Below are 26990 nucleotides of genomic sequence, written 5' to 3' on the forward strand. Positions count from 1 at the left end.
CTGAGCATTCCTGAGTGGTGTCACGAATCACAGCCGAACATTCTCCGGCGGTGAGCAAGTCCACGCCCATTCCGAAGGGTGGCCGAGTGCCTCTGGCCGCCGTCCCGCGTCGCTTCCAGGCCATCCGAACCGGCCGACGCCCGCCGACGGCGCTCTCTTCGACGCGGGGGCGGAGACGACTTGCTGAGGCTGCCGGCCACGCTCGATGACGCGGCGGCGGACGGCCGGACGGTAGCGGAATGACGATGACGACAGGTGCGGACGGGGCGCAACAGCCCGGCATGGCAGGTGCGGCTGCGCGGCACGCGGCAGGCAGGAGTTCGGAGATGGACGACAAGCGCAAGGCACTGCTGCGGCTGCTGCGGGGTGCGCAGGCGAAGCCGGAGACCGTGGAGGGCATCGCCGTCATCGGCCTGGCCGGCCGATACCCACGGGCCGGGAGCCCCGAGGAGCTGTGGACGCGGATCCACGGCGGGGAGAACTGCATCCAGGAGTTCCCGCCCGCGTGCGGGCCGCGGGCGCGGGCTTCCGGCGACGGCCTGCCGGACGGCCGCCGCTGGTGGGCCGGGCTGATCGACGATCCCGACGCCTTCGACCCGTTGTTCTTCGGCATCGCGCCTGTCGAGGCCGAGAACATGGACCCGCAGGAACGGATCTTCCTGGAGACCGTGTGGGCGACCCTGGAGGACGCCGGCTACCCGCCGCGCCGCCTCGCCCGGGAGAACAATCCGGTGGGAGTGTTCGCCGGGGTGATGAACAGCGACTACGAATGGATGGGCGGTCAGGCCGCGGCCCTCGGAGTGGCCAACGCGGCCCGCTCGAACCACTGGTCCATCGCCAACCGGGTCTCGTACGTGCTGGACTTCCGCGGCCCCAGCCTCACCGTCAACACGGCGTGCTCGGCCTCCCTCACCGCCGTGCACCTGGCCTGCGAGAGCCTGCGGACCGGGGGCTGCTCGGTGGCGGTCGCCGGAGGCGTGAACCTGATCCTCCACGAGTCGCACCTGCGCACCCTGTCCGACAACGGCATGACGTCGCCCGGGGACCGCTGCCGCGCCTTCGGCAAGGGCGCCGACGGGTTCGTGGACGGAGAGGGCGTCGGCGCCGTGCTGCTGAAGCCGCTGCGGCGGGCGATCGCCGACGGCGACCGGATATACGGCGTCATCCGGGCGTCCGCCATGAACTCCGGCGGCAAGACCGGCGGTTACACGGTCCCCAGCCCTCAGGCGCAGGCCGAGGTGATCAGGGCGAGCCTGCGCGGGGCCGGCATCGACCCGCGCACCATCGGCTGCGTCGAGGCCCACGGCACCGGCACGCCGCTGGGCGACCCGATCGAGATCTCCGGCCTGCGCGAGGCGTTCCGCGAGCGGATCGACGACGAACTGGCCCAGGGAGTGGAGCGCTGCGCGGTCGGCTCGCTGAAGTCCAACATCGGTCACCTGGAGTCCGCCGCCGGTATAGCGGGCCTCACCAAGATGCTGATGCAGCTCCGGTACGGGACCGTCGCGCCCTCCCTGCACTCCGCCGAGCCGAACCCGGACATCGACCTCACCGGCACCCCCTTCTTCATCCCGCAGGAGCCGGTGCCCTGGCCGCGGCCGACCGTGGTCCACGCCGACGGGCAGCGCGTGGAACTGCCGCGCCGGGGCGCGATCAGCTCGTTCGGGGGCGGCGGGGCCAACGCCCACCTGATCGTGGAGGAGTACCGGGCGGACGCCGCGGCGGCACGGCCGACGGCCCCGGCGGCGGCCGGTCCGCAGCTGGTGGTGCTGTCGGCGCGCGACGAGGAACGGCTGCGTGAGTCCGCCGGACGGCTCGCCGCTTTCCTGGAGCGCCCCGCCAGGGGTACGCACTCCCCGCGCCGCGACGCGGAGCGGATCGGCCGAGTCGAGGCCGCGTGCCTGCGGCTGGCCGCCGAGGTGCTCGAGGTCCGTGCCGACGACCTCGACCCGGCCACGCCGCTGGGCGAATACGGCTGCGGCGCGGCGGAACTGGCCCTCCTGGCGAAGAAACTCGACGCGGAGTTCGGCGCGCGACCCGGCGGGGTCTCGCTCACCGGAAGCACGACCGTTCGAGAGGTCGCCCCGCTCCTTGCGGACAGGGCGGCGGACGAGGCGCGGGCGGGGGAAAGGACAGGGGAGGGGCCGGAACGGATCTCCCTCGCCGACCTCGCCCACACCCTCCAGAGCGGGCGGGAGGAAATGGAGGCGAGGCTGGCTTTCCCCGCCGCCGATCTGGACGAGGCCCGTGATCTGCTGCGCGCGTTCGCCTCCGGCGCTCCGGCCGCGGCGGTGGCCACCGGCGCGGCCCCGGTGCACCGGGGCTCCGAGCAGGACAAGGACCGACTGGCACGGGCCCTGCGCGAGGCCGACCTGCGCACGGTGGCCGAGTGCTGGACCCGGGGCGCCGAGGTGGACTGGGCCCGGCTGCGCCCCGAAGGCGCCGTACGCCGCGTGGGTCTGCCCACGTATCCCTTCGCCCGCAAGTCGTACTGGCTGCCGCCGCTGCCCGGGCCCACCGCGCCCTCCGCTGGGCAGGTGGTGCCGGATTCGTCTGGGGTGGGGTCGGTGCCTGCTGCGTCTTTCGCTGGGCAGGTGGTGCCGGATTCGTCTGGGGTGGGGTCGGTGTCCGCCGCGTCTTTCGCTGGGCAGGCGGCCCCGCATCCGTCTGCCGTGGGCCCGGCGCCCGCCGCGTCCTCCGCCGCGCACTCGTCTGTCGCGGGCCGCCCGGACCAGGCCGGGCACGGCCTCGCCCGGCGGGAGCCCCTCGTTCCGCCTGTCGCCGGCCTGCCCGATGCCGGGGCGCATCCCGTCGGGGCCGCGGCCGTGGAACCGTCCGCCATGGTCTGTTACCGCCCGGCCTGGGTGCCCGAGCAGCGGCCGGTGTCGGCTTCCGGCGCGGGCGGCGCGGGCGGCGCGGGGGCCGAGCGGGTGCTGATCCTTAGCTCGCGCGACGCCGCCCCGCTGGCCGAGGGCATCGCCCGGCACCACCGCGACGACGACACGCGGCTGATCGATCTCGACCAGGACGACCTGGCCCGGGCGCTGGCCGAGGCCGGTGTGGTGGACCGCGTCTACCACCTCGGCGGCATCCGTCCGTACGGGCCGGGCGCGGCCGGTGAGCCCGGTGAACTGGAGGACAGCGGCAGGCGCGGAGTGCTGGCCCTGTTCCGGGTGGCCAGGCATCTGACCGACGCCGGCGACGGGCGCCGGGTCCACCTGAAGATCGTGACGAGCGACGCCGCGGCGGCCTTCGGTGATCCCGTCGCCAACCCCTTCGCCGCCGGGCTGCACGGCCTGGCTCGGGTCCTGCCCAAGGAACGCCCGGAGATCAGGGCGGTATGTCTCGACTTCTCCCAGCGGGAGACGGCCGAGGGAGCGGCCGCGGGGGAAGGCCTGCTGGAGGCCGTACTGGACGAGCCCTGCGACTCCACCGGCCGTACCGTGCTGTTGCGGCACGGGGTGCGCTACGCGCCGGCACTCCAGCCGGTCGCTCTGCCCCAGCCGCAGCGGCCGCCGTACCGGGAACACGGCGTGTACGTGATCGTCGGCGGCACCGGAGGCATCGGCCGGGAGCTGACTCTGCATCTCGCCGAGCGGTACCGGGCGAAGGTGGTGTGGATCAGCCGCGGCCCGCTCGGTGACGAGCAGCGTGCCTGCGCCGACCGGGCCCGCGGCCTCGGCGGCGAGGTGCTTCACCTGCGTGCCGACTGCCGCGACGCCGCGGACCTGCGGCGGGCAGCCGCGGAGGTGAAAGCACGCTTCGGCTCGATCCACGGAGTCGTCCACGCGGCCATGACCTTCGAGCCGGGGCCGCTGGCCGCGCTCGACGAGCGGGCCTTCCGCGCCGCGCTCTCGGTGAAGGCCGACGGCAGCGTGGCCATCGACCAGGTCTTCGGCGCCGAGCCGCTCGACTTCCTGGTGTTCTTCTCCTCCGTGGGCGCCCTCGCCGGGACCGCGGGCAACGGCACGTACAGCTGCGCCGGCGCCCTCCAGGACGCCTACGCGCTGCACCTCGGTCACCGGCGCCCCTACCCGGTCCGCGTCATCGACTGGGGATACTGGGGCCCGGTCGGCTCCGGTGCCCGGCCCGGCCTGCGGGAGATCTTCCGGGACCTCGGCGTCGGCGAACTCTCCGTCGCCGACGGGCTGTCCGCCATCAGCCGGGTCCTGGGCAACCGGCTACCGCAAGTGCTGCCGATCAGCGCGAGCGGCGTCGCCCTGGCAGCACTGGGCGCCGCCTCCGCGCCGCCCGCCGAGCTGGCTTCCGCCGACGGCGCGCCCACTCTGCGGACGGCCTCCTCCCAGCTGCTGCGGCCGCGCACCGGGGACGCCCCGGGCGTCGACAGCGTGATCTCCGGGTATCAGGCGCTCACCGAGGTCTGCCGTCCCGCGGTGCTCGGCGTGTTCCAGCGGATGGGCGCTCTGGTGAACCCGGGCGACAGCCACGACCGGCGGGAGCTGCCGGAGCGGCTCGGCATCCTGCCCAAGTACCGGCGGCTCTACGAGGCGTTGCTGAACATCCTGCGGGACGCCGGGTACGTGGAGTTCGACGGCGGCCGGGTGCGTCTGCTGACCGACGACAATGCGGCGCGGCCGTACGGGCTTGGCGCGCTGGAGCCGGAGTTCGACCGGATCGCCGCGGACCACCCCGACCTGGCGTCCACGGTGACCCTGACCCGGCTCTTCCTCCAGTCCTACCCGCAGATCCTGCGCGGGGAGATACGGGCCACCGAGATCATGTTCCCCGGCTCCTCGATGGCGTTGGTGGAGGACTTCTACAAGGCCAACCCGCTCACCGACTCCTTCAACCAGCTGGTCCGCGACGCGGCGGGCGCCTACCTGGAGCACCGCATCGGGCAGTTGGCCCCCGGCGAGCGGCTGCGCGTGGTCGAGTTCGGGGCCGGCACCGGGGCCACCACGGAGACGGTGCTGCCGGTGCTGGCACGGTACGCCGACCGGGTCTCCTACTGGTTCACCGACATCTCGCCGATCTTCCTCGAGCACGCCGAGGCCCGCTTCCGCGCCGAGTACGGCACCCCCGACTTCCTCGACTTCCGCGTCCTGGACCTGGAACGCGGGCTCAAGGAGCAGGGCTTCGCCCCGGGCACGTACGACATGGTCCTCGCCACCAACGTCGTGCACGCCACCCGCGACCTGCGCGCCACCCTCGGCAAGGCCAAGGAGTTGCTGCGGCCGAACGGCTGGCTGGTGCTCAACGAGCTCACCGAGGTACTGGACTCGACCACGGTCGTGGGCGGGCTGCTGGACGGCTGGTGGCTCTTCGACGACGAGGAACTGCGTCTGCCGGACTCCCCGCTGGCCGCCCCGGCGACCTGGCGGCTGCTGCTGCGGGAACAGGGCTTCGGTGACGTGGTGGTGACCGGAGGCAACGGCCCGGACGGCCGCCCGCGCGGCCAGCACGTGATCGTCTCGGAGAGCGACGGGCTGCGGCCCGTGGCGCCCGGCAGTACCGGGCATCCCTCCGCTGTGCCGCAGGCAGCTGCCGTGGACACCGCTGCGGCTCCGGCCGGTCAGGCGGCCCCGGTGGGTCCCGCACCCTCCGAGGAACTGCGGCACCGGCTCGGGACCATCGTGGCGCGGTGCCTGAAGCTCGACGAGGACGTGGACCCGGACCGGCCGCTCGCGTCCTACGGATTCGACTCGCTCACCGGTATGAAGATCGTCTCGGGGATCGCCGACGAGCTCGGCGTGACGGTACCCCTCGGCGACTTCTACGATCACCCGACGCTGCGCGAGCTCGCGCAGCACTACGCGGACAGCGGCACGTTCGGCCCGCCCGCCTCCCAGCCGGAGGCCCACGCGCCCGCCTCCCAGCCTGAGGTCATCGCGCCCGCCGCCCCCTCGCACCTCCCGGCACCCGTCGTGCACACTCCGGTGCCCGCCCGGGACGAGCCGCCGACCGACCACCCGCTGTCGGAGGGCCAGCGCGCGCTGTGGGTCATCGAACGCATGACTCCGGGCACGTACGCCTACAACCTGCCGCTCGCCCTCAGGCTCGACCCGGCAGTGGACATCGGCGCGCTTCGGCGGGCTCTGCAGAGCATCGTCGACCGGCAGGACAGCCTGCGCTCCACGATCCGCACCACCGACGACGGCCCGGTGCGCACCGTGGCCGCCTGGCAGGAGCTGCACTTCCAGCAGCGTTTCCTGGCCGTCTCGGACGAGGCGGCAGTTCGAGAGCGGATCAGGGAGGAGGCGCGGCGCCCCTTCGACCTGGAGCACGGCCCGCTGCTGAGGGTCACGCTGTTCACGCCGGCCGACGGCGGTCAGGTGCTGCTTCTCGCCTTCCACCACATCGTCTTCGACGGGGTCTCCATCGCCGCCTTCCTGCGCGAGCTGACCTCCGCCTACCAGGACGCCAGGGCCGGGCGCCCGCCCGCCGCGTCGCCGGCCACGGCCACCTTCGCCGACTTCACCGCCTGGCAGCGGGACATGCTCGCCGGGCCCGAGGGCGAGCGGCTGCGCGACTACTGGCTGCGGCGCCTGGAGGGCGGTGTGGAGCCGCCGGCACTGCCGTACGACCGGCCGCGCCCGGCGCTGCCCGGCCACCGCGGGGCCGCCGTCGAAGGCCGCCTCGACGCCGAACTGGTCCGCACGGCAAGGGAGTTCGCCGCCGAGCGGCGCACCTCGCTGTTCGCGGTGCTGCTGTCCGCGTTCTTCACCCTGCTGCACCGCTACACCCACCAGCGCGGCATCCGGATCGGGACACCGGCCGCCGGCCGCCCCGCCGCCCGGTTCGACGACACACTCGGCTACTTCATGAACATGGTCGTTCTTCAGGCCGACGTCGACCCGGACCAGGACTTCGGCGCGCTGGCCGGGCAGGTGCACCGCACCGTGCTGGAGGCGCTGGAGCACGCCCACCTCCCGCTGATCTCCCTCACCGAGGCGATGCGCCAGGCGGGCCGCACCGACACCGCGGACCTCTTCCGGGTGGCCTTCTACTTCCAGAACTGGGTGGAGAAGGGGGACCGGGACCCGGTGCGCGGAGTGTTCGACGGGGTGCACCAGGAGGGCGAGTTCGACCTGACCCTGGACGTCGTCGAAGGGCCGGCCGACTGCTCGTTCACCCTGAAGTACGACCCCGACCTCTTCGACGAGGACACCGTGCGCCGGCTCGGCGACCACCTCCTCGAACTGCTGCGGTCCGCGCTGGCCGAACCGGCCCGGCCCGTCGGCCTGCTGTCCCTGCTCACCGGCGAGGAGCGGCAGCGGCTCGAGGGGCTGTGGCAACGTGCCCGTCGCGACTACCCGCACGAGCGGACCCTGACCGAGCTGGTCGAGGAGCAGGCCGCCCGCCGCCCCGAGGCGATCGCCGTCACCAGCGGCGCCGAGTCGCTGAGCTACGGCGAGCTGATCGAGCGCGTGGACCGGCTCGCCGGGCACCTGCGGGCACGCGGCGTGCAGCCCGGCCGTGCCGTCGGTGTCCTCGTGGAGCGCTCCCAGCTGCCCGTCGCCCTGCTCGCCGTGCTCAAGGCGGGCGGCTGCTACGTGCCGCTGGATCCGACCTTCCCCGTGGACCGGCTCACCTACATGGCAGAGGACGCGGGGCTGCACCTCATCGTCACCACCGGCACGGCCGAGACCGCACTCGGCACCATCGCCGTCCCGAGGCTCCGGATGGACCGGCTCGCCGACGGGGCCACTGCTTATGACGTTGGTACCGCCGGTCGACCGGGTCCGCAGGACACCGCGTACGTCATCTACACCTCCGGTTCCACCGGCCGCCCGAAGGGCGTCGCGGTGCCCCACCGCGCACTGGTCAACTTCCTGTCCTCGATGCGGGAGGAACCGGGCTTCGGGCCCGAGGACACGCTGCTGGCGCTGACCACCGTCTGCTTCGACATCGCGGCCCTGGAGCTGTATCTGCCCCTGGTGGCGGGCGGCCGGGTGGAGATCGCACCCGCCGAGGTCGCCAAGGACGGTCTGAAGCTGCGCCGTCACCTTCAGGAGTGCGGCGCCACCGTCATGCAGGCCACGCCGAGCACGTGGAAGATGCTGCTCGCCGCCGGCTGGCAGGGCGATCCGGCGCTGACCGCGTTGTGCGGGGGAGAGGCCCTCGACCAGGACACCGCGGACGTGCTGGCGGCCCGCACCCGCGCGGCGTGGAACCTCTACGGGCCGACCGAGACCACCATCTGGTCCGCCGTCGCCCGGCTGCGCGCCGGTGAGCGGGTGAACCTGGGCCGGGCCGTCGCCAACACCCAGCTGCTGGTGCTCGACGAGCGCGGCCAGCTGGTGCCGCCCGGCGTGCCGGGAGAGCTGCACATCGGAGGCGACGGGCTGGCGACCGGCTATGTGGGGCGTCCGGAGCTGACCGCCGACCGGTTCGTGCCCAACCCGTTCGCCCCTTCCCTGTCGCCCTGTCTGTACCGCACGGGGGATCTCGTACGGGCGCTGCCCGAAGGCACGTTGGAGTACCTGGGGCGCGCCGACGCCCAGGTGAAGGTGCGGGGTTACCGGGTCGAACCCGGTGAGGTCGAGGCCGCGATGCGCAGGCTCGCCGGGGTCGTCGAGGCCGTGGTGGTGCCCGCCGCCTCGGCCGGGGGCACCGGTGTGATGCTGCGCGGCTTCTACACCGTGCAGGAGGGGCCGCACGCCGGACCGGTCGATCCCGGGCCGCTGCGTGACTGGTTGCCGGAGTACATGGTTCCCGATGTCCTGGTGCCGCTGAAGGAGTTCCCGCGGACGCTGAACGGGAAGACCGACCGCAAGCGGCTCGGTTCGGCGCCGCTGGACGAGCTGCGGACCGAGTTCGGCGACGCGCAGGCGGACCGGTCCGGGGCGCCGGCGGACTGGTCCGGATCCCGGCCGCAGGCCGTCGCGGCCGTCGCGGATGCCGCGATCGAGGAGGACACCGCGGACCGGCTCGAGGACGAGCTGGCCCGGCTCGTGGCCGAGGTCGCCGAGGTGGCTCAGGACCGGGTCCCCCGGCACCGGCCACTCGGCGAACTGGGCCTGAACTCAGTCGGCTTCACCGCCCTGAGTACCCGGATCGGCAAGGTTCTCGGCATCGAGGTCTTCCCGACCGCCTTCTACCAGCACCCCACCGTGACCGCCATGGCGGAGCACCTGCTGCACGCCCACCCGGCGCTGCGGGGCCGCTACGGCGGACGCAACGCCCGGACCGCGCCCGGTCTGTCCGCCGCCCCGGTGACCGGCCCGGTCACGTCCGCCGCTGTCACGCCCCCCTCCGCCGAGTCCGCCGACATCGCCCGGTCCGCGGCCGGGTCCGGCGCGGCCGAGCACCCGGCCGCCGACCGCGGGGTGGCCGTCATCGGTATGGCAGGCCGGCTCCCGCGGTCGCCGGACCTGGAGGCCTTCTGGCGGCACCTGGCCGACGGGCACGATCTGATCGAGGAGATCCCGGCCGACCGCTGGGACTGGCGGGAAGCGGCCGGTGATCCGCGCGAGGGCGAGCACTCCCGTTCCCGCTGGGGCGGTTTCGTGCCGGACGTGGACCGCTTCGACGCCGCGTTCTTCGGGATCTCCCCGCGCGAGGCGCAGCTGATGGACCCGCAGCAACGACTGGTACTGGAAGTGGTCTGGACGGCGCTGGAGGACGCCGGTCTGCGGCCGTCCGAACTCGCCGGCCGCCGGGTCGGGGTCTTCCTCGGCGTCACCAACTCCGATTACCTGGAGGTGCAGCGCGCCGCGGGGCTCGGCACCGACGCCCACACCATCACCGGCGCCGCGCTCTCCGTGATCCCCAACCGGGTGTCCTACCTCCTCGATCTGCGCGGGCCCAGCGTCGCCGTGGACACCGCCTGCTCCAGTTCCCTGACCGCGATCGACCAGGCGGTGTCGGCGCTCCGCGACGGCTCGTGCGACCTGGCGATCGCGGGCGGGGTGAGCCTCATCCTCGACCCGTCGCTGTACGTCGCCCTCAGCAAGAGCGAGATGCTCAGCGAGGACGGCCGGTGCAAGGCGTTCGACAGCCGCGCCAACGGATACGTACGCGGCGAGGGCGTCGGCGCGGTGGTCCTGAAAGACCTCGCGGCGGCCGGGCGCGACGGCGACCCGGTGCACGCGGTGATCCGGGGCTCCGCGGTGAATCACGGCGGCCGTACCAACTCGCTGACCGCCCCCAGCCCCGACGCGCAGGCCGACGTCATCGTCCGGGCGCACCGCCTCGCGGGCACCGACCCGGTCACCGTCGGCTATGTAGAGGCGCACGGCACGGGCACGGCGCTGGGCGACCCGATCGAGGTCACCGGACTGCGGACCGCCTTCACCCGGCTGTACGAGGAGTCCGGCAGGCCGCTGCCGGACGGCCCGACCTGCGGTCTCGGCTCGGTGAAGAGCAACGTGGGCCACCTGGAGGCCGCGGCGGGCATGGCAGGCCTGTTCAAGGTGGTGCTCGCCATGCGGCACCGCACCATCCCGGCCAGCCTCCACGTCGTCGAGCGGAACCGCTACCTCGACCTGGACGGCGGCCCCTTCCACATCGTCACCGAGGCCGTCCCGTGGCAGCACAGCCGTGACGGCCGGGGACGGACGCTGCCCCGGCGGGCCGGCCTCAGCTCCTTCGGGTTCGGAGGTGCCGGAGCGCATCTGGTGCTGGAGGAGGCGCCCGCCACGGACGTCGTACGGTCGGCCGCCGAGGGCGGACAGCGGCCCGAGCGGCCGGTGTTGCTGGTGCTGTCGGCGCGCAGCCGGGCGGCCCTGACCGCCTACGCGGAGCGTCTGGCGGCCCTGCTGCGGCGGCAGGGCGGCGAGGCGGAGGCAGCGGACCATGCGGGCCCGGCGGACGTCGCCGGTCCTGCCGGCCTGGCGGACGTTGCTGGTCCTGCCGGCCTGGCGGACGTCGCCGGTCCTGCCGGCCTGGCGGACGTCGCCTACACCCTCCAGGTGGCCCGCGACCCGATGCCGGAACGGCTGGCGATCGTCGCCGAGGACCGTCGGCAGGCGCTCGGCCTGCTGGACGCGTTCATCGCGGATGGCACGGACCAGGCGCCCGGTGTCTTCCACGGCCGGGCCGGCGCCGTCCGGCGCGGCGCACGGCCCCGCGGTGTGGCCTGGCAGCGGTACGTGGCCGCCTTGCTGGCCGAGCACGACCTCGACACCTTGGCGGACCTGTGGGTCGCGGGGGAGGAGATCGACTGGCGTGCGCTGCACCAGGACGCTGCCCGGCCACCGCGTCGGGTGCGGGTGCCCACCTACCCGTTCGAGCGCACCCGGCACTGGGTCACCGGCGACACCTCGGCCGACGCCGCCCCGGCAGGCGGTGCCGGACGGCACCCGCTGCTGGACGACGCCATACCCGCCGCCGGGGCAGAGGAGTTCGCCAAGCGGCTCACCGGCCAGGAGTTCTATCTGCGTGACCATGTGGCCGGCGGGACGCCGATCCTGCCCGGTGTGGTCCTGCTGGAGATGGCGCGTGCGGCGGACGAACTGTCGCGGAGCGACGGCACGCCGGTGAATTGGGTCGAGGAGGTGTCCTGGGCCTCCCCGGTCCAGGTCGGCGCCGAATCCCCCGTCAGCTTGCGGATCCGGCTCAGCCGGGATCCGGCGCGGCCCGAACGCACCGGCTTCGAGATTCTCACCGACGGCGGCGTACGGCCGCACGCGAGCGGCGCACTGGTCGCGCGTACGGCAGACCGGACCGAGCCGGCAAGGAAGTTGGACCTGGCCGCCGTCCGGGAACGCTGCCCGCAGCACATGACGGGTGAGGACTACTACCGCCGCGTCGAGGAGACCGGCTTCAGCTACGGGCCGTCCTTCCAGGCCGTGGAGCGGCTGGCGACGGGCACCGGGGAGGCACTGGCCCGGCTGGTGATACCGCCGCACCTGCGCGAAGGGGCCGGTGCATACCGCTTCCACCCCGCACTGATGGACGCCGCGCTCCAGACGGCCGGCAGTATCCCCTCCGGCGAGAGCGACTCGAACCGGCCCGCCTACCTGCCCTACTTCGTGGGTGCGGTGGAGTTGACCGCCGGCCGCCTTCCCGACGCCTGTCACGCCTACGCCCGGCGGACGGACGACGGCTCCTCGGCCGGCCTGCGGGTCTTCGACATCCTGCTGGCGGACGAGGACGGCACGGTGCTGGCCCGCATCGAGCGGTTCACCCTCCGCGCGCTGCCCGGGCCGACGACGCCCTCCGGCGCCGAGCCGCTGCTCTGCTTCGAACCGTACTGGCGGGACAGCCCGGCCGTCTCGGTCCACAGCACGCCGCCGCCCACCACCCTGGTGCTGCTCGACGGCACGGGCGACGGCACCGGCCGCGAACTCGGCGACGCCCTGGCCGGACGCACCGGCGCCCGGATCGTCCCCGTGGACCTGGCCGCCGAGTTCCGCCCGGAACGGCTCGTGACCGACCTGGTGGGGCATGGTGACGGCCCGATCGGCATCGTCCACCTGGCCACCCGGGGCCTGAACCCCCGGCAGACGCTCGACAGCGGGTTCCACACGGCGCTCGCCTTCTGCCGCGCCTGGATAAGCCGGCGCGGCGGCCAGGCCCGCTACCTCTACCTCCACCCCGACGGCTCCGACGGCTCCGACGGCCCCGACGGCCCCGACGGCCCCGAGGGCTTTGAAGGCTCCGAGGGGCAGGCCGCCGAGCCCGCGCACGCGGCGGTCAGCGGCCTGGCCCGCTCGGTACGCGCCGAGTACCCGGGCCTGCGGATGACCGCCGTCGCCCACGCGCCCCGGGCCGACCTGCCCGCGCTCGTGTCGGCCGAACTGAGCACCGCCGAGGCTCCGACGGAGGTCCGGACAGACGGGGAGCGGCGGCTGGTCGGCGCCTGGCGGACCGCCGCCCTGCCCGAGGCGGCGTTCCCCTCGCCGTTCGCGGCGGCCGGCGCGCACCTGGTGACCGGCGGCACCGGCGGCATCGGGCTGTACCTCGCCGAGCGACTCGCGGCGCGCGGCGCGGGGGCCGCCGGAGAGGTCGGCATCGTGCTCACCTCCAGGTCGGAGCCGTCGCCCGCGGCCCGGGCCCGGATCGCCCGGCTGACGGAGGGCGGCGCGCGCATCATGCACGTACGCGCCGACATGACCCGGCGGGAGGACGTGGCGGCGCTGGTACGCACCGCACGTGAACGGTTCGGACGGATCGCGGGCGTGCTGCACGCCGCCGGCGCGCTGCGGGACGGCTTCGTCCTGCGGAAGACCCGCGCCGAGGCCGAGGCCGTGCTCGTTCCCAAGGTGCTGGGCGCGCTGTGGCTGGACGAGGAGACCCGTGACGAGCCGCTGGAGTACTTCGCGGCCTTCTCCTCGACGGCGGCGGCCCTGGGCAGCGTCGGGCAGTCCGACTACGCCTTCGCCAACGCCTTCCTGGACCGTTTCGCGCTGCGGCGCGAGCAGCGCCGCCGGTCCGGGACCCGTTTCGGGCACAGCCTCTCCGTGAACTGGCCGCTGTGGCGGGACGGCGGGATGACCATGGACGCCGCCGCCCAGCAGGCCATGCGGCGCGAACTCGGTTTCAGCCCGCTGCCCGCGGACCTCGCACTGGACGGGCTGGAGCGGGCGCTCGCCGGCCGCGCGCCCCGGCTGCTGCTCGCCACGGGCGACGCCGCCGTGATCGAGCGGGCCCTGGCCGCCGAGCACATCACGCCGCGCGGTGACACGGGCGTGCCCGTCCGGGCCTCGACGGAGGGGCCCGGCCTGCGCGCGGGAACCGAGCGGTTCCTGCGCGAACTCCTCGCCGAGGAGCTGAAGATGCCGGTCGAGGACATCGACGCGGACGAGCAGTTCGACCGTTACGGCATGGACTCGTTGCTGGTGCTGAGCGTGACCCGGAGGCTGGAGGGGCACTTCGGAGCGCTGTCGAAGACGCTGTTCTTCGAGTACTTCACGGTGGCCGAACTCGCCGGCTATTTCCTGGCCGAACATGCCGAAGACGCCGGGCGGCTGCCGCAGGTGCTGGGCGCCACGGAACAGGCCCCGTCGGCCGATGACGCGCCGAAAGACCCCGTGACCGGGCCGTCCGCCCCGTACGCCGCCGCGCCCGCTCCCATGGACGAGTCCGACCCGGCCGCCGTGCCCGCCAGGACCGTGCCCGCCGCTGTCTCCCGTTCCGCCGTCACCGTCGCCGTGCCCGGCACGCCGGACCCGGCACCGGCCGGCCAGGACGACGACATCGTGATCATCGGTGTGAGCGGTCGCTACCCACAGGCCGACGACCTGCGGGAGTTCTGGCGCAATCTGCGTGAGGGCCGGGACTGCGTCGAGGAGATCCCCAAGGACCGCTGGGATCACTCGCGCTACTTCGACCCCGACCCGGACGTCCCCGGCAGGTCGTACTCCAAGTGGGGCGGTTTCCTGCGGGACGTGGACCGGTTCGACCCGATGTTCTTCCGTATGTCGCAGCTGGAGGCCGAGCACATCGACCCGCAGGAGCGGATCTTCCTGGAGACGGTCTGGCACCTGATGGAGAACGCCGGTGTCACCCGTGCGGGCATGGCGGGCAGCCGTACCGGTGTGTTCGTCGGCATGATGTACGGCCACTACCAGCTCTACGGCGTCGAGGAGACGCTGCGCGGTGAGCGGGCTGCGACCTCCTCCTCGTACGCCTCCGTCGCCAACCGGGTGTCGTACTTCTTCGACTTCGACGGGCCGAGCGTCGGCCTGGACACCATGTGCTCGTCCTCTCTGTTCGCCATCCACCTGGCCTGCCAGGCCATCCGGGGCGGCGACTGCGATACGGCCGTGGCCGGCGGGGTGAACATCTCCAGCCATCCGCTGAAGTACCTCCAGCTCAGCAGGGGCGGGTTCCTGTCCACCGACGGGAGCTGCCGCAGCTTCGGAGAGGGCGGGGACGGCTATGTGCCCGCCGAGGGATCCGGCGCGGTGCTGCTGAAGCGCCGCGCCGCCGCGGAGGCGGACGGCGACCGCATTCTCGCCGTCGTCAAGGGATCCGCCGTCAACCACGGCGGCGCGGGCAAGGGCTTCAGCGTGCCGAACGCCAAGGCCCAGGGCACCCTGGTCGCCGACGCCCTGGCCCGTGCGGGCTGGACACCGGGCGACCTGGACTACATCGAGGCGCACGGCACCGGCACCGCACTCGGCGACCCGGTGGAGGTCACCGGCCTGCTGCGGGCCTTCCGCGGCCACGATCTGGGCAGCCGGAAGATCCCGATCGGGTCGGTGAAGTCGAACATCGGGCACGCCGAGTCGGCGGCCGGCATGGCGGCCGTCACCAAGGTGCTGCTTCAGTTCCGGCACGGACTGCTGGTCCCGTCGCTGCACGCCGAGCAGCTCAACCCGAACATCGACTTCGACGCGGCGCCCCTGCGCGTACAGCGCGAGCTCGCCGAGTGGTCCCCGCGCACCGACGCGGCAGGCCGGCCGCTGCCGCGCACCGCGGCGGTCAGTGCGTTCGGCGCGGGCGGCTCCAACGCCCATGTCCTGCTGGAGGAGTACGTGCCGCCCCGATCCCACCCGACGCCCGAGGCCCGCGCGCCGTTCGTGTTCACCCTCTCGGCCAGGGACCGCTCACGGCTCGACGCCTACGCCGAACGCATGGCGGACTTCCTGCGGACCGACGGCGCGGACACCGATCCGGCGGCGCTGGCCCACACCCTCCAGACCGGGCGGGAGCCGATGACCCACCGGCTGGCCGTGGTCTTCGGCGACCTCGCCGAGCTGCAGGCCCGGCTCGACGCATACCTGGCCGGCCGGGACGGCACGCCGGGCGTGTGGACCGGGACCGTACGGCGCGGTGCGCGGCCTGCGGCGGACGGGACGGCGGACCCCGCGGCGGACCGGGCGGCCACCCCGGAGACGCTGGCCGCCGCCTGGGTCACCGGGGCAGCCGTGGACTGGCGGAGGCTGTACGACGGGCCGCCGCCGGCGCGGGCCGAGCTGCCGGGCTACCCGTTCGCGCGCGACAGGTGCTGGTTCCAGGCGCCCGAGGAACGTGCCACGGACCCCCTTGCCGCACCTGAGGACGCTGCCCCTCACGCCGTCCAGGACCAGGCCCCTCCGGTTCCTGCTCGGCCCGAGCCCTCGGGCGGGGAGGCCGACGTGACCCGGGAGACGACCGTGTACGAGGAGATCACCCTCTCCGCCGACACCCCGGTCATCGCCGGTCACCAGGTCGCAGGTCGGTTGATGCTGCCCGCCGTGGCCTACATCGACCTCGTCCACCAGGTGTTCCGCAGGCAGGGACTGCCGTACGACGAGCTGGAGTTGCGGGATCTGACGGTGTTGCGCCCGCTGGTGGTCACGCCTGAGGCGCCCGTCCGGATCGCGCTGGACGGCCGGCCCGTCGGCCGGGACCGGTGGGCGGTGCGGATCGTGGACCGCGCCGAGCCGGACGGGTCGCCCTGTGCCACGGCCGAGATGGTGCTGACCGGCCCGGTCCGGTTCGCCGGTCCGCAGCGCCCCGCCACCCCCACGCCGTCCGCCGTACCAGAGGACCTGGACGCGGTGTACGACCGCGACGGCCGCCTCGGGCAGGTCTACACCGGAGCGGCACGGGCCGCCGGCCGGGTGTGGCAGGACACCGAGGAACTGATCGCCGAACTCACCCCGCCGCACGGCGCCGGGACCAGCGGCCACCTGTTCCATCCCGGGCTGCTGCTCGGCGGCGCGGTGGCGGCCGGTGCGCTGCTGCCCGGCGGCGGACGGGGCGAGGAAGACGATGGGGGCGACGGGGCCTTCTACCTGCCGATGTACGTGGAGTCCTTCCGGGCGGCGGCGCCACTGACCGGCCCGTGCACGGCCCGCGTCCGCCGGTCGTCGCTCAGCGTGCGGGACGAACTGGCCAGGCTGACGGTCGAGTTCCTGGACGGCGACGGGCGCGTTCTGGCCGAAGTGCGCGGCCTGTCGAGCAAGCTGATCCGCTCCGGCACGCTGACGGGCCGGCCCGGCCAGGCACAACGGACAGTCGACGGGTCGGGGTCGGGGCCGGGGTCGGACGGTGGGCCGCTGACGCCCACCCAGGACCGGCTGCGCCACCTGATGTCGGACGGACTGGGCCGCGCCCCTCAGGAACTGAACCCCGACATCGGCTACTACGAGTTGGGCATCGACTCGGTCAGTGTCCTGGAACTGGTCTCCAGTCTGGAGCGAGTCCTCGGCCGAAGCCTGCCGCCCACGCTCCTGTTCGAGTACACGACCATCCGCGACCTGGCCGGGTACCTGGACGAGCATCACCCCGGCGCCCTCGACGACACGGCCGCCCCGGTTCCGTCGGCCCGTGCCGGTGAGACGGCCGGCCGCGCCGTACAGGGCCGGACGGCCCCCGGTGCCGGCAGTGCGCCGCTCGCCGCAGCCGGCCTGCCGGAACCGGCACCGCTCGCCCCCGCGCCGCACGGCACTCGGCTGCTCACCAAGGGCTGGGAGCCGGCCGCCCCGGGCCTCGGCGGCCCGCTGCCGCGTCCGGTCGCCGTCCTGGCCACCGCGGACACCCGGGCGCTGGCCGACCGGCTCGCCCGTGAGCTGCCGGAAGCGCAGGTCCTGGAACCCGCCGACCTGTCAGGCGGCCCCACTCCCGGGCGATTTGGGGCGTGCGTCGACCTGACCGGGTGCGCGCCCGCCGACCCTGGCTCCCACCGTACGTACGACGATCCGGCGGACTGGCTGCCCTGGGTTCAGCAGTTCGTGGCCCAGGCCTCGGCAGCCGAGCCGGTGGTGCTGCTCGGCGTCACCCGGGGACTGGAAACCCCGCACCTCGACGGGCACGCGGTCAACCTCGCCGGCGCGGCCCGGGCGGGCCTGTACCGGATGCTGCAGAGCGAGTACGCCAAAGTGCGCTCGCGGCATGTGGACGTGGACCCGCTGGTCGACGACCTGACGGTGGTACGGCAGATAGCCGCCGAACTCGCGGACACCGGTGAGGACCCCGAGGTCCGCCACCGCGCCGGACAGCGCCACCGGGCGGTGCTGCGGGAGACCCCCGCGGGAGCCGGGCGTGACGGCGTGCTCCCCTTCCCCGAGGACGGGACGCTGTGGATCACCGGTGGCACCGGCGGCCTGGGGCTTGCCTTCGCCCGGCACGCGGTGCGGCACTGGGGGGTGCGCCGGCTCGTGCTCACCGGCCGGACGCGGCTGCCGGACCGGGCGGACTGGGAGGCCCGCGTCGGCGATGATCCGCTCGGTCGGCGGCTCGAGGCCCTGATCGGCCTGGAGCAGGCCGGCGCACGGGTGCGCGTGCTGTCGCTCCCACTCGACGGCTCCGCCTCCGACGACCTGACCCGTGCGGTGAGCGAGGCCGAGCGGGACCTGGGACCGGTCCGCGGCGTCATCCACTGCGCCGGGTTCGCCGATCGCGACAACCTCGCCTTCGTGGGCAAGCCGGCCGCCTCCGTCCGGGCCGTGGTGGATCCCAAGGTCGCCGGCCTCGATGCGCTGGTGAACTGCTTCGCGGGCCACTCGCTGAGGTTCTTCGTGCTCTGTTCCTCGGTCGCCGCCGCGGTGCCGAGCGCGGCCGTGGGCCAGAGCGACTACGCCATGGCGAACGCCTACGCCGACTACCTCGCCGCGGCCCGGCCGCACGGCCTGCCTCTGCTGAGCGTCCAGTGGCCGTCCTGGAGCGGTGTCGGCATGGGCGACGCGGAACCCGGCCCCGGCTATGTGCGCACCGGCCTCGGCAGCCTGTCCGAGTCCGAGGGGACTGCCCTGCTCGACCACCTGCTGACGCACGGTGCGGGGCCCGCGGTCCTGCCCGCGGTGATCCGCGACGCCGGCGCCTGGCGTCCAGAGTTGCTGATGCGGCGGCGTATTCGTGTCGACGTCCCGGAAGCCGCGCCCGCCCCGCGGTCCGAGCCGACCGGCCAGCGGCCCGTGGGGGAGATCGCCGAGACCGCCGCCAAGTGGCTGCTCGGCCTGATCGCCGAGCAGCTGCACTTCGACCCGGCAAGGCTCGCCGTCGACGTACCGATCGACGACTTCGGAGCCGACTCGATCATGATGGTCCAGCTACTGCGCGAGGTCGGTACCCGGCTGGGGATCGAACCGGACCCCTCCGCGTTCATCGAGCACTCCACGGTGGAGTCCTTCGTGGGCTGGCTGGCGGACACGTATCCGGCGGAGTTCGCCGCGGCTTTCGGTACCGGCGGCGCCGAGGAGTCCACGGCCACGGCGGAGTCGGTGAGCGGGTCGGGGCCCGTGTCCGCGCCGGACGTCGTCCCAGCGCCTGGCTCCGGGCCGGCGCCGGCCTCCGTGTCCGCGCCGGGGTCCGTGTCTGTGCCGGGACCTGTGTCCGGGCTGGGGCCCGTGGCGTCGGAGTTTGTGGCCGGGTCGGGGTCCGTGTCCGCGCCGGACCTCGTCCCAGCGCCTGACTCCGGGCCAGCGCCTGATCCCGTGTTCGCGCCGCAGTCCCTGCCTGCGCCGGGACCGGTGTCCGCGCTGGGGCCCGTGGCGTCGGAGTTCGTGGCGGGGGCGCGGTCCGTGGCCGGGTCGGCTTCCGTGTCCGCGCCGCAGTCCGTGTCCGCCCCGGACTCTGGGCCAGCGCCTGACGCTGGGCTAGCGCCGGACCCCGTGTCCGCGCCGGCCTCTGGTCCAGCGCCGGACGTCGTCCCAGCGCCTGACTCCGGGCCCGCGCCTGACTCCGTGTCCGCGCCGGCCCCCGTGTCCGCGCCGGACGCCGTGTCCGCGCCGGACTCTGGGCCAGCCCGGGACCCCGTGCCCGTGCCCGACCCCGTGCCCGACCCCGTGCCCGCGCCTGACTCCGTGCCCGCGCCCGACCCCGTGCCCACGCCGCAGTCCGTGCCCGCGCCGCAGTCCGTGGCCGGGTCGGAACCCGTGTCCGCCCGGTTGGCCGCGTCCGGCCACGTGTCCGCGTCCGCCCGGGTACCCGCGTCCGGCGCGGAGCCCGCCGACGTTCCGGTGTACGCCCCCCAGGGCGCCGCAGGACCGGACGACATCGCCGTGATCGGGATGTCCGGGCGATTCCCCGGTGCGCCGGACCTTGGCGCGTATTGGCGGCTGCTCGGTGAAGGGCGCTCCGCCATCGGCCCCGTCCCCGCGCACCGCTGGGGCCGCGGCGACGGCCTGGTCGCCGGGCTGATCGACCGGGACGGCTTCGACCCGGGCTTCTTCCTGCTGTCCGACGAGGACGCCGCGGCGATGGACCCACAGGCGCTGGTGCTGCTGGAGGAGACCTTGTTCGCCCTCGGCGACGCCGGGTACGGGCCGACCGACCTCAAGGGCCGCGACGTCGGCGTCTACATCGGCGCCCGCAGCCGTCATCTCCCCGACGACGCGACGCTGAGCCGGACCCGGAACCCGATCGTGGTCGTCGGCCAGAACTACCTCGCCGGCAATGTCTCCCGCTTCTTCGACCTGCGTGGTCCCAGTGTGGTCGTGGACACCGCGTGCTCCTCGGCGCTGGTCGCCATGCACTCCGCCGCCCAGGCGCTGCGCGACGGTGACGTGGAGGCCGCGGTGGTCGGCGGAGTGACCCTGCTCGCCGACGACGCGGGCCACCGGCTGTTCGACCAGCGCGGTCTGCTCAGCCCGGAGCCCGCGTTCCACGTCTTCGACCGGCGGGCCCGGGGCACCGTCCTGGCCGAGGGCGCCGGGGTCGTCGTGCTCAAGCCGCTGGCCCGCGCCCTCGCCGACGGCGACCGGGTCCAGGCGGTGCTCAAGGGCATCGCGGTCAACAACGACGGCCGCACCGCCGGTCCCGCCTCGCCCAACCCCGCCGCGCAGCGGGCGGTGATGGCCAAGGCCCTTGCGCGCAGCGGCAAGCGCGCCGACGAGGTGACCCACATCGAGGCCAACGCGGCCGGCTCCGCGGTGCACGACCTCACCGAACTCAAGGCGATCCAGACCGTCTACCGGGCCGCGTCCAAGGCCCCGTGCAGCCTCGGCTCCGTGAAGCCGAACATCGGCCACCCGCAGTGCGCGGAGGGCATCGCCGGATTCATCAAGGTCGTCCTGATGCTGCGCGACCGGCAGCTGGTGCCCTTCCTGTCCGGGCAGGAGCCGCTGGACCACTTCGACCTGTCGGCCACACCCTTCACCTTCGCCCGCGAGCTGACCCCCTGGCCCGACGCGCCGCTCGTCGCGGCGGTGAGCTCCTTCGCGGACGGCGGCACCAACACCCATGCCGTGGTGGAGGGTTGGACCGGCCCGGCCACCGGACGCCCGGCGCTTCAGCGCCCCGCCCTGGCCCGCCGCACGCTCGCCGCCCCGGCACCGGCCGCAGCCACGGCGACCGTCCCCGACGCCGTGGCGACCGCACCCGCGCGGCCCACCCCGGAGCCCACCCCGGAGCTCGTCCCGGTCGCCGTGATCGGCATGGCCGGCCGGTACCCGGGAGCCGACGACCTCGGCGCGTACTGGCAGAACCTCCGCCACGGCCGTGACGCGGTCACCGAGGTCCCCGCCGACCGCTGGCAGTGGCCGAACCCGTCCGGTGGGACGGACCGGCCGCTGTCCCGGTGGGGCGGCTTCGTCGCCGACGCCGACCGCTTCGACTCCGAGTTCTTCCGTGTGTCCCGGCCCGAAGCGGAGATCACCGACCCGCAGGAACGGCTCTTCCTGGAAACCTGCTGGGAGGCGATCGAGAACGCCGGCTACACCCCGGCCACGCTGGTCGCGCCCCGAGGGCCCGAACGGCGCCGCCCCGTCGGGGTCTTCGCCGGGGTCATGCACAAGGACTACTCCCTGATCGGCGCGAAGGCGGAACCGGTGGACGGCCGAGTGCTGCCGGTGAGCCTCAACCAGGGAATGATCGCCAACCGGGTCTCGTTCTTCTGCGACTTCCACGGCCCGAGCATGGCGGTGGACACGCTCTGCTCCTCCTCGCTGACCACCGTGCACCTCGCGGTGGAAAGCCTCGCCCGAGGGGAGAGCGAGGTGGCCGTCGCCGGCGGTGTGAACCTGTCGCTGCACCCCGCGAAGTACCAGACCTACGGCGCGGTGGACATGCACTCCGCCACCGGGCGCAGCCGGTCGTTCGGCGCCGGTGGCGACGGATGGGTCTCGGCAGAGGGCGTCGGCGCCGTGGTGCTCAAGCCGCTGCACCGGGCCGAGCAGGACGGCGACCACGTCTACGCCGTCATCCGGTCCACCGCCGTCAGCCACGTCGGTACCGGCAGTGGCGTCACCGTGCCGAGCCCGGTGGCCCAGGCAGCGGTCATCTCCGAGGCGCTGGAGAGGGCCGGAGTCGACGCGCGCACGATCGGCTGTGTCGAGGGACACGGAACGGGCACCCGACTCGGCGATCCGATCGAGGTCCAGGGCCTGGTGCGGGCCTTCCGCCGGCACACCGACGACAACGGCTTCTGCGCCCTGGGATCGGTGAAGTCCAACATCGGCCACGCGGAGTCGGCCGGCGGTGTGGCCGGCCTGACAAAGGCCGTGCTCCAGCTCCACCACCGCACCCTCGTGCCCTCCCTGCACTCCGAAACCGTCAACCCGCTGCTCGACCTGGAGAACACGCCGTTCCACCTGCAACACCGCGCGGAGCCGTGGCCCGAACCCGCGGCCGGGGGACCGCGGCGGGCCGGGGTCAGCTCCTACGGCGCCACCGGATCCAACGCCCACATCGTGCTGGAGGAGTACGTACCGGCGGCCACCGGACGCCACGAACACCCGCCCCACGGGCCGCAGATCGTCCCGCTCTCGGCGCGCGACGACGACCGGCTGCGGGCCCTGGCCGAGCGGCTGCTCGCCTTCCTCACCGGCGAGGGCGGTGAGGAAGGCGAGGGCGGCGTCGTAGGCGGCACGGAACCGGTGTCGCTCCCAGAACTGGCCCACACCCTCCAGACCGGACGTGTCGCCATGGCGAGCCGGGTGGCCTTCGTGGTGGCGGACATCACCGAACTGCGAACCGCTCTCGAGAAGTACGTCGCCGGGGCGGCGGCGCCGGGCACGGCCGCGGCACCCTGGGACTTCGGTGCTTCGCCGGCCGCCCCGGAGACCGTCGAGCAGTGGATCGCACAGCGTCGGCTGCCGGAGCTGGCCGACCACTGGTCGGCGGGCGGCGCACTCGACTGGCAGCGCCTGTGGACGGCCGCCCGGCCGCGCCGAGTACCACTTCCCACCTATCCGTTCGTACGCGAGCGCCACTGGCACCCCGGCGCGCGGCCAACGACCGCCGCGGACGCCCCTGTCGCCTCGGTCAAGGAACTCCTGATCGAACGGCTCGCCAGGACCCTGCGGGTCACACCCGACCGGATACCGGGGGACGCGGCTTTCGCCGACCTGGGGGTGGACGCCATCAGCGGGCTGTCCTTCGTCTCCGAGGTCGGTGACGCACTGGGCGTCCCCCTGGACGCCACCGTCCTGTACAGCCACACGACGATCGACAGACTGGCCGGCCACCTCACCGGGAGCGAGGACCGATGACCACGCGGACCGGTCGACGGACCGTCTTCATGTTCTCCGGCCAAGGCTCGCAGCAGTACCAGATGGGCCGCGAACTCTACGACAGTGAGCCGGTGTTCCGGGAAGCGATGCGCCGCCTGGACGCGCTCGTCGAGCCCGAGCTGGGCGGCTCCGTCATCGCCCGTCTGTACGATCCGGACCGCCCGGTCTCGGAGCCGTTCACCGACACCGTCGTCACCCATCCGGCGATCGTGATGGTGGAGCTGGCACTCGCCGAGACGCTGATCTCGCAGGGTGTCACCCCCGACCTGCTGCTGGGCGTCAGCCTCGGCGAATACACGGCGGCGGTACTGTCCGGCGTACTGGATGCGGGCGAGTGCCTGCGCCGACTCGTCGGGATGGCCCGCTCGGCGGGCGACGGCGCTCCGGGCGGCATGCTCGCCGTACTCGCCGAGCCCGCCCTGTACCACCGCGAACCGGACCTGCACAGGGACCTGGAGCTGGCGGCCCGCAACTACGACGCCCACTTCGTGGTGGCCGGGCCGCTGGACGCCCTGGAACGCGCCGAGACACTGCTCACGGCCCGGGAGATCGCATACCAGCGAGTGCCGGTCGCGCGTGGTTTCCACTCCCGGCTCCTTGACCCGTCCCGACCGGCCTTCGACGCGCTGTGGGCGGACGCGGAGCTGCGTCCGCCCCGCATCCCGCTGGTCTCCAGCGCCACGGCCGGGCCGGTGGCGGAGGTCACCGTCGAGCACTTGTGGCGAGTGGCCCGGGAGCCGATCGAGTTCGCCGCGACGGTCAGGGCGCTGGAGTCGCACGGCTCGTTCCTCTACGTCGACGCCGGGCCGTCGGGCACGCTGCACAACTTCGTCCGCGCCAACCTCGCCGCCGGCCCCGACTCGTCCTCGGAGTCGCTGGCACTGCTCACTCCGTTCACCCGGGACACCCAGCAGCTGACCCGGATACGGGACCGCGCGGGCATCGTCGGCCGCCGACCCGCACCGGCCCCCGCGGTACCCCACGCGAAAGGCGGTAGCAAGATGAAGGTGTTCGGCTTTCCCGGGCAGGGCTCCCAGGCCAAGGGCATGGGGGCGGACCTCTTCGACGAGTTTCCCGAGCTGGTCGCCCAGGCGGACGAGATCCTCGGCTACTCCATCCGCGAGCTGTGCCTGGACAATCCCGAAGGCCGCCTGCGGCGCACCGAGTTCACCCAGCCCGCGCTGTACGTGGTGGAGGCGCTGGCGTACGAACGGCGCGCCCGCGAGGATCCGCGCCCGGCGGACTGGCTCGTCGGGCACAGTCTCGGCGAGTACGTGGCGCTCTTCGCCGCGGGTGTCTTCGACTTCACCACCGGGCTGCGTCTGGTCCAACGGCGTGGCGCGCTCATGGGCCGGGCCGTCGACGGGGGCATGGCCGCGGTGCTGGGCCTGGGCCTCGAAACGGTGGAGTCGGTGCTCGTGGACGCCGGTCTGACCGCCCTGGACATCGCCAACCACAACGCCCCGGAGCAGATCGTGCTGGCCGGTTCCGCAGCGGACATCGACCGCGCCCGTACGGTGTTCCAAGAGCGGGGCGCCCGGGTGGTGGTGCTCAACGTGAGCGCCCCGTTCCACTCCCGCTACATGCGCGACGCGGCCGAGGAGTTCCAGGAGCTGCTGGACGCCACGGAGTTCCGGCCGCCACGGATCCCGGTGATCGCGAACGTGGACGCCCGCCCGTACCGGGCGGACCAGGTGCGCGAGACGCTGGCCGGCCAGATCGTCGGCCAGGTGCGCTGGGTGGACACCGTCCGTCGGCTCATGGCGCAGGGTGACTTCGAGTTCGATGAGCTGGGGCCCGGCCAGGTACTGACCAAGACGGTCCGGACGATCCGCGAGACCTCGACCCCCCTCCCACCGACCGAGACCGACCCACGACCCCGGTCCGCCGCAGAGCCGGCCCCGGTCCAGCCGGCGCCGTACCGCGCCGAGCAGCCGATACTCGCCGAGCAGCCGACTGCCGTTGCGGCGGCCCCGGCTTCGGAGGTTCCGGCTCCGGCCGTGTCGGCTTCGGAGGTTCGGGCTCCGGCCGTGTCGGCCCCTGCGGTCCCTGCCCCTGTGGTTCCGGCTCCGGCCGTGTCGGCTTCGGAGGTTCGGGCTCCGGCCGTGTCGGCCCCTGCGGTCCCTGCCCCTGCGGTCCCTGCTCCTGCGGTTCCGGCTCCGGCCATGTCGACCCCTGCGGTCCCTGCTCCTGCGGACCCGGCCCCGGCCGTGTCGACCCCTGCGGTCCCGCCCCCGGCCGTTCCGGACCCTCTCCCCCCTGCCCCGGCCGCACCGGTTCCCGTGGCGGGGCGTGCGCCCGCGGCCGAGGATCTGGGCGCGGAGGGTTTCCGGGCCCGCTACGGTCTGCGGCTGGCCTATCTGGCGGGTGGGATGTACGGCGGCATCTCGTCCGAGGCGCTCGTGGTGCGGCTCGCCAAGGTCGGCGCGATGGGCTTCTTCGGCACCGGTGGCCTGCCGCTCGCGGAGGTGGAGGCCGGGATCCGCGGTATCGAGGCCGCGCTCGGCCCCGGGGGGCCGTTCGGGGTGAATCTGCTGCACCGGCACGCCTCTCCCGAGCAGGAACAGGCGTTGGTCGATCTGCTGCTGCGACTGGGCGTCGCCACCGTCGAGGCCTCCGGCTTCCTGCGGATCACGCCGGCCCTGGTCAAGTACCGCCTGCGGGGCGGACGGATCATCGCCAAGGTCTCCCGGACGGACACCGCCGAGGCGTTCTTGCGTCCCGCCCCCGAGGACGTGGTGCGCGGCCTCGTCGAGCGGGGCGAGGTGAGCGCGCAGGAGGCGGCGCGGGCGGCCGGACTGCCGATGGCGGACGACCTGTGCGTCGAGGCCGACGGCGGATGGCACACCGCCGCGGCCGACCTGGCCACGCTGCTGCCGGCCGTGCTGCGGCTCCGCGACACCCTGGCCGCACGGTCGCCGCGGGTGCACGTGGGCGCGGCGGGCGGCATCGGCACGCCCGAGGCCGCGGCGGCCGCCCTCGTCCTCGGGGCGGAGTTCCTGGTCACCGGCTCGGTGAACCAGTGCACCGTGGAGGCGGCGACCAGCGACGAGGTCAAGGACATGCTCCAGCGTCTCGACGTACCGGACACCGAGCCGACGCCGTGGAGCGAGATGTTCGAACTCGGTGTGCGGGCCAGGGCGGTCAAGCGCGGAGTCTTCCTCCCGGCTCGCGCCGACCGGCTGTACCAGTTGTGGCGTCTGCACGACTCGTTCGCCGACATCGACGCCGGAGCGCGGCGGCAGATCGAGGAGACCTATCTGCGGCGCCCCTTCGACGACGCGTGGCGTGCTGCCCTGGCCACGGACCGCCCGGCCGCGACCGACGGGGGCAAGGTGAACGCCAAGCGCAAACTCGCCCTCGCCTTCCGGACCTACCTCGACGACGGATTCGAGCTGGCCCGCGCCGGCGTCCCCGATCGGCGCGTGGACTACCTGGTGCACTGCGGCCCGGCCATGGGCGCCTTCAACCAGTGGGTCAAGGGAACCAGCCTGGAACCGTGGCAGGCGCGGAACGTGGACCTGCTGGCCGACCGGCTGCTGTCCGACACCGCCCGGCTCATCGAGGACCGCTGGTCGTCGTTCAGGGCGGCAGGCCAGCTGGAGGAGACCGGGAGGGGGCCAGTCCAAGAACCGGCCACCTCCCCGTTGCCATAACGCACACCCGTTGCCGTAACGCACACGTCGACGCCCCGGCCCAATG

Annotated in this window: 2 protein-coding genes; both read left to right on the plus strand. The window is 73.8% G+C overall.

The window, feature by feature from the left end:
• Nucleotides 1-326: 326 nt before the first annotated feature.
• The gene (locus AB0I77_RS20870; RefSeq protein WP_363284113.1) at nt 327-23267 is read left to right on the plus strand and encodes an amino acid adenylation domain-containing protein; all 22941 of its coding nucleotides are present in this window, start codon (nt 327-329) and stop codon (nt 23265-23267) included.
• Complete coding sequence (gene fabD / locus AB0I77_RS20875; protein ID WP_363284114.1) at nt 23264-26944, plus strand: ACP S-malonyltransferase; 3681 nt, start codon at nt 23264-23266, stop codon at nt 26942-26944. The genes AB0I77_RS20870 and fabD overlap by 4 nt, the downstream gene beginning before the upstream one ends.
• The last annotated feature ends 46 nt before the right edge of the window (nt 26945-26990 follow it).

Source organism: Streptomyces sp. NPDC050619, from assembly GCF_040654815.1.
GTDB lineage: Bacteria > Actinomycetota > Actinomycetes > Streptomycetales > Streptomycetaceae > Streptomyces.

What these genes read in the sequence shown, in the direction of transcription:
- AB0I77_RS20870 (WP_363284113.1), top strand. Translation starts at nt 327, where the DNA reads ATGGACGACAAGCGCAAGGCACTGCTGCGGCTGCTGCGGGGTGCGCAG.
- fabD (WP_363284114.1), top strand. Translation starts at nt 23,264, where the DNA reads ATGACCACGCGGACCGGTCGACGGACCGTCTTCATGTTCTCCGGCCAA.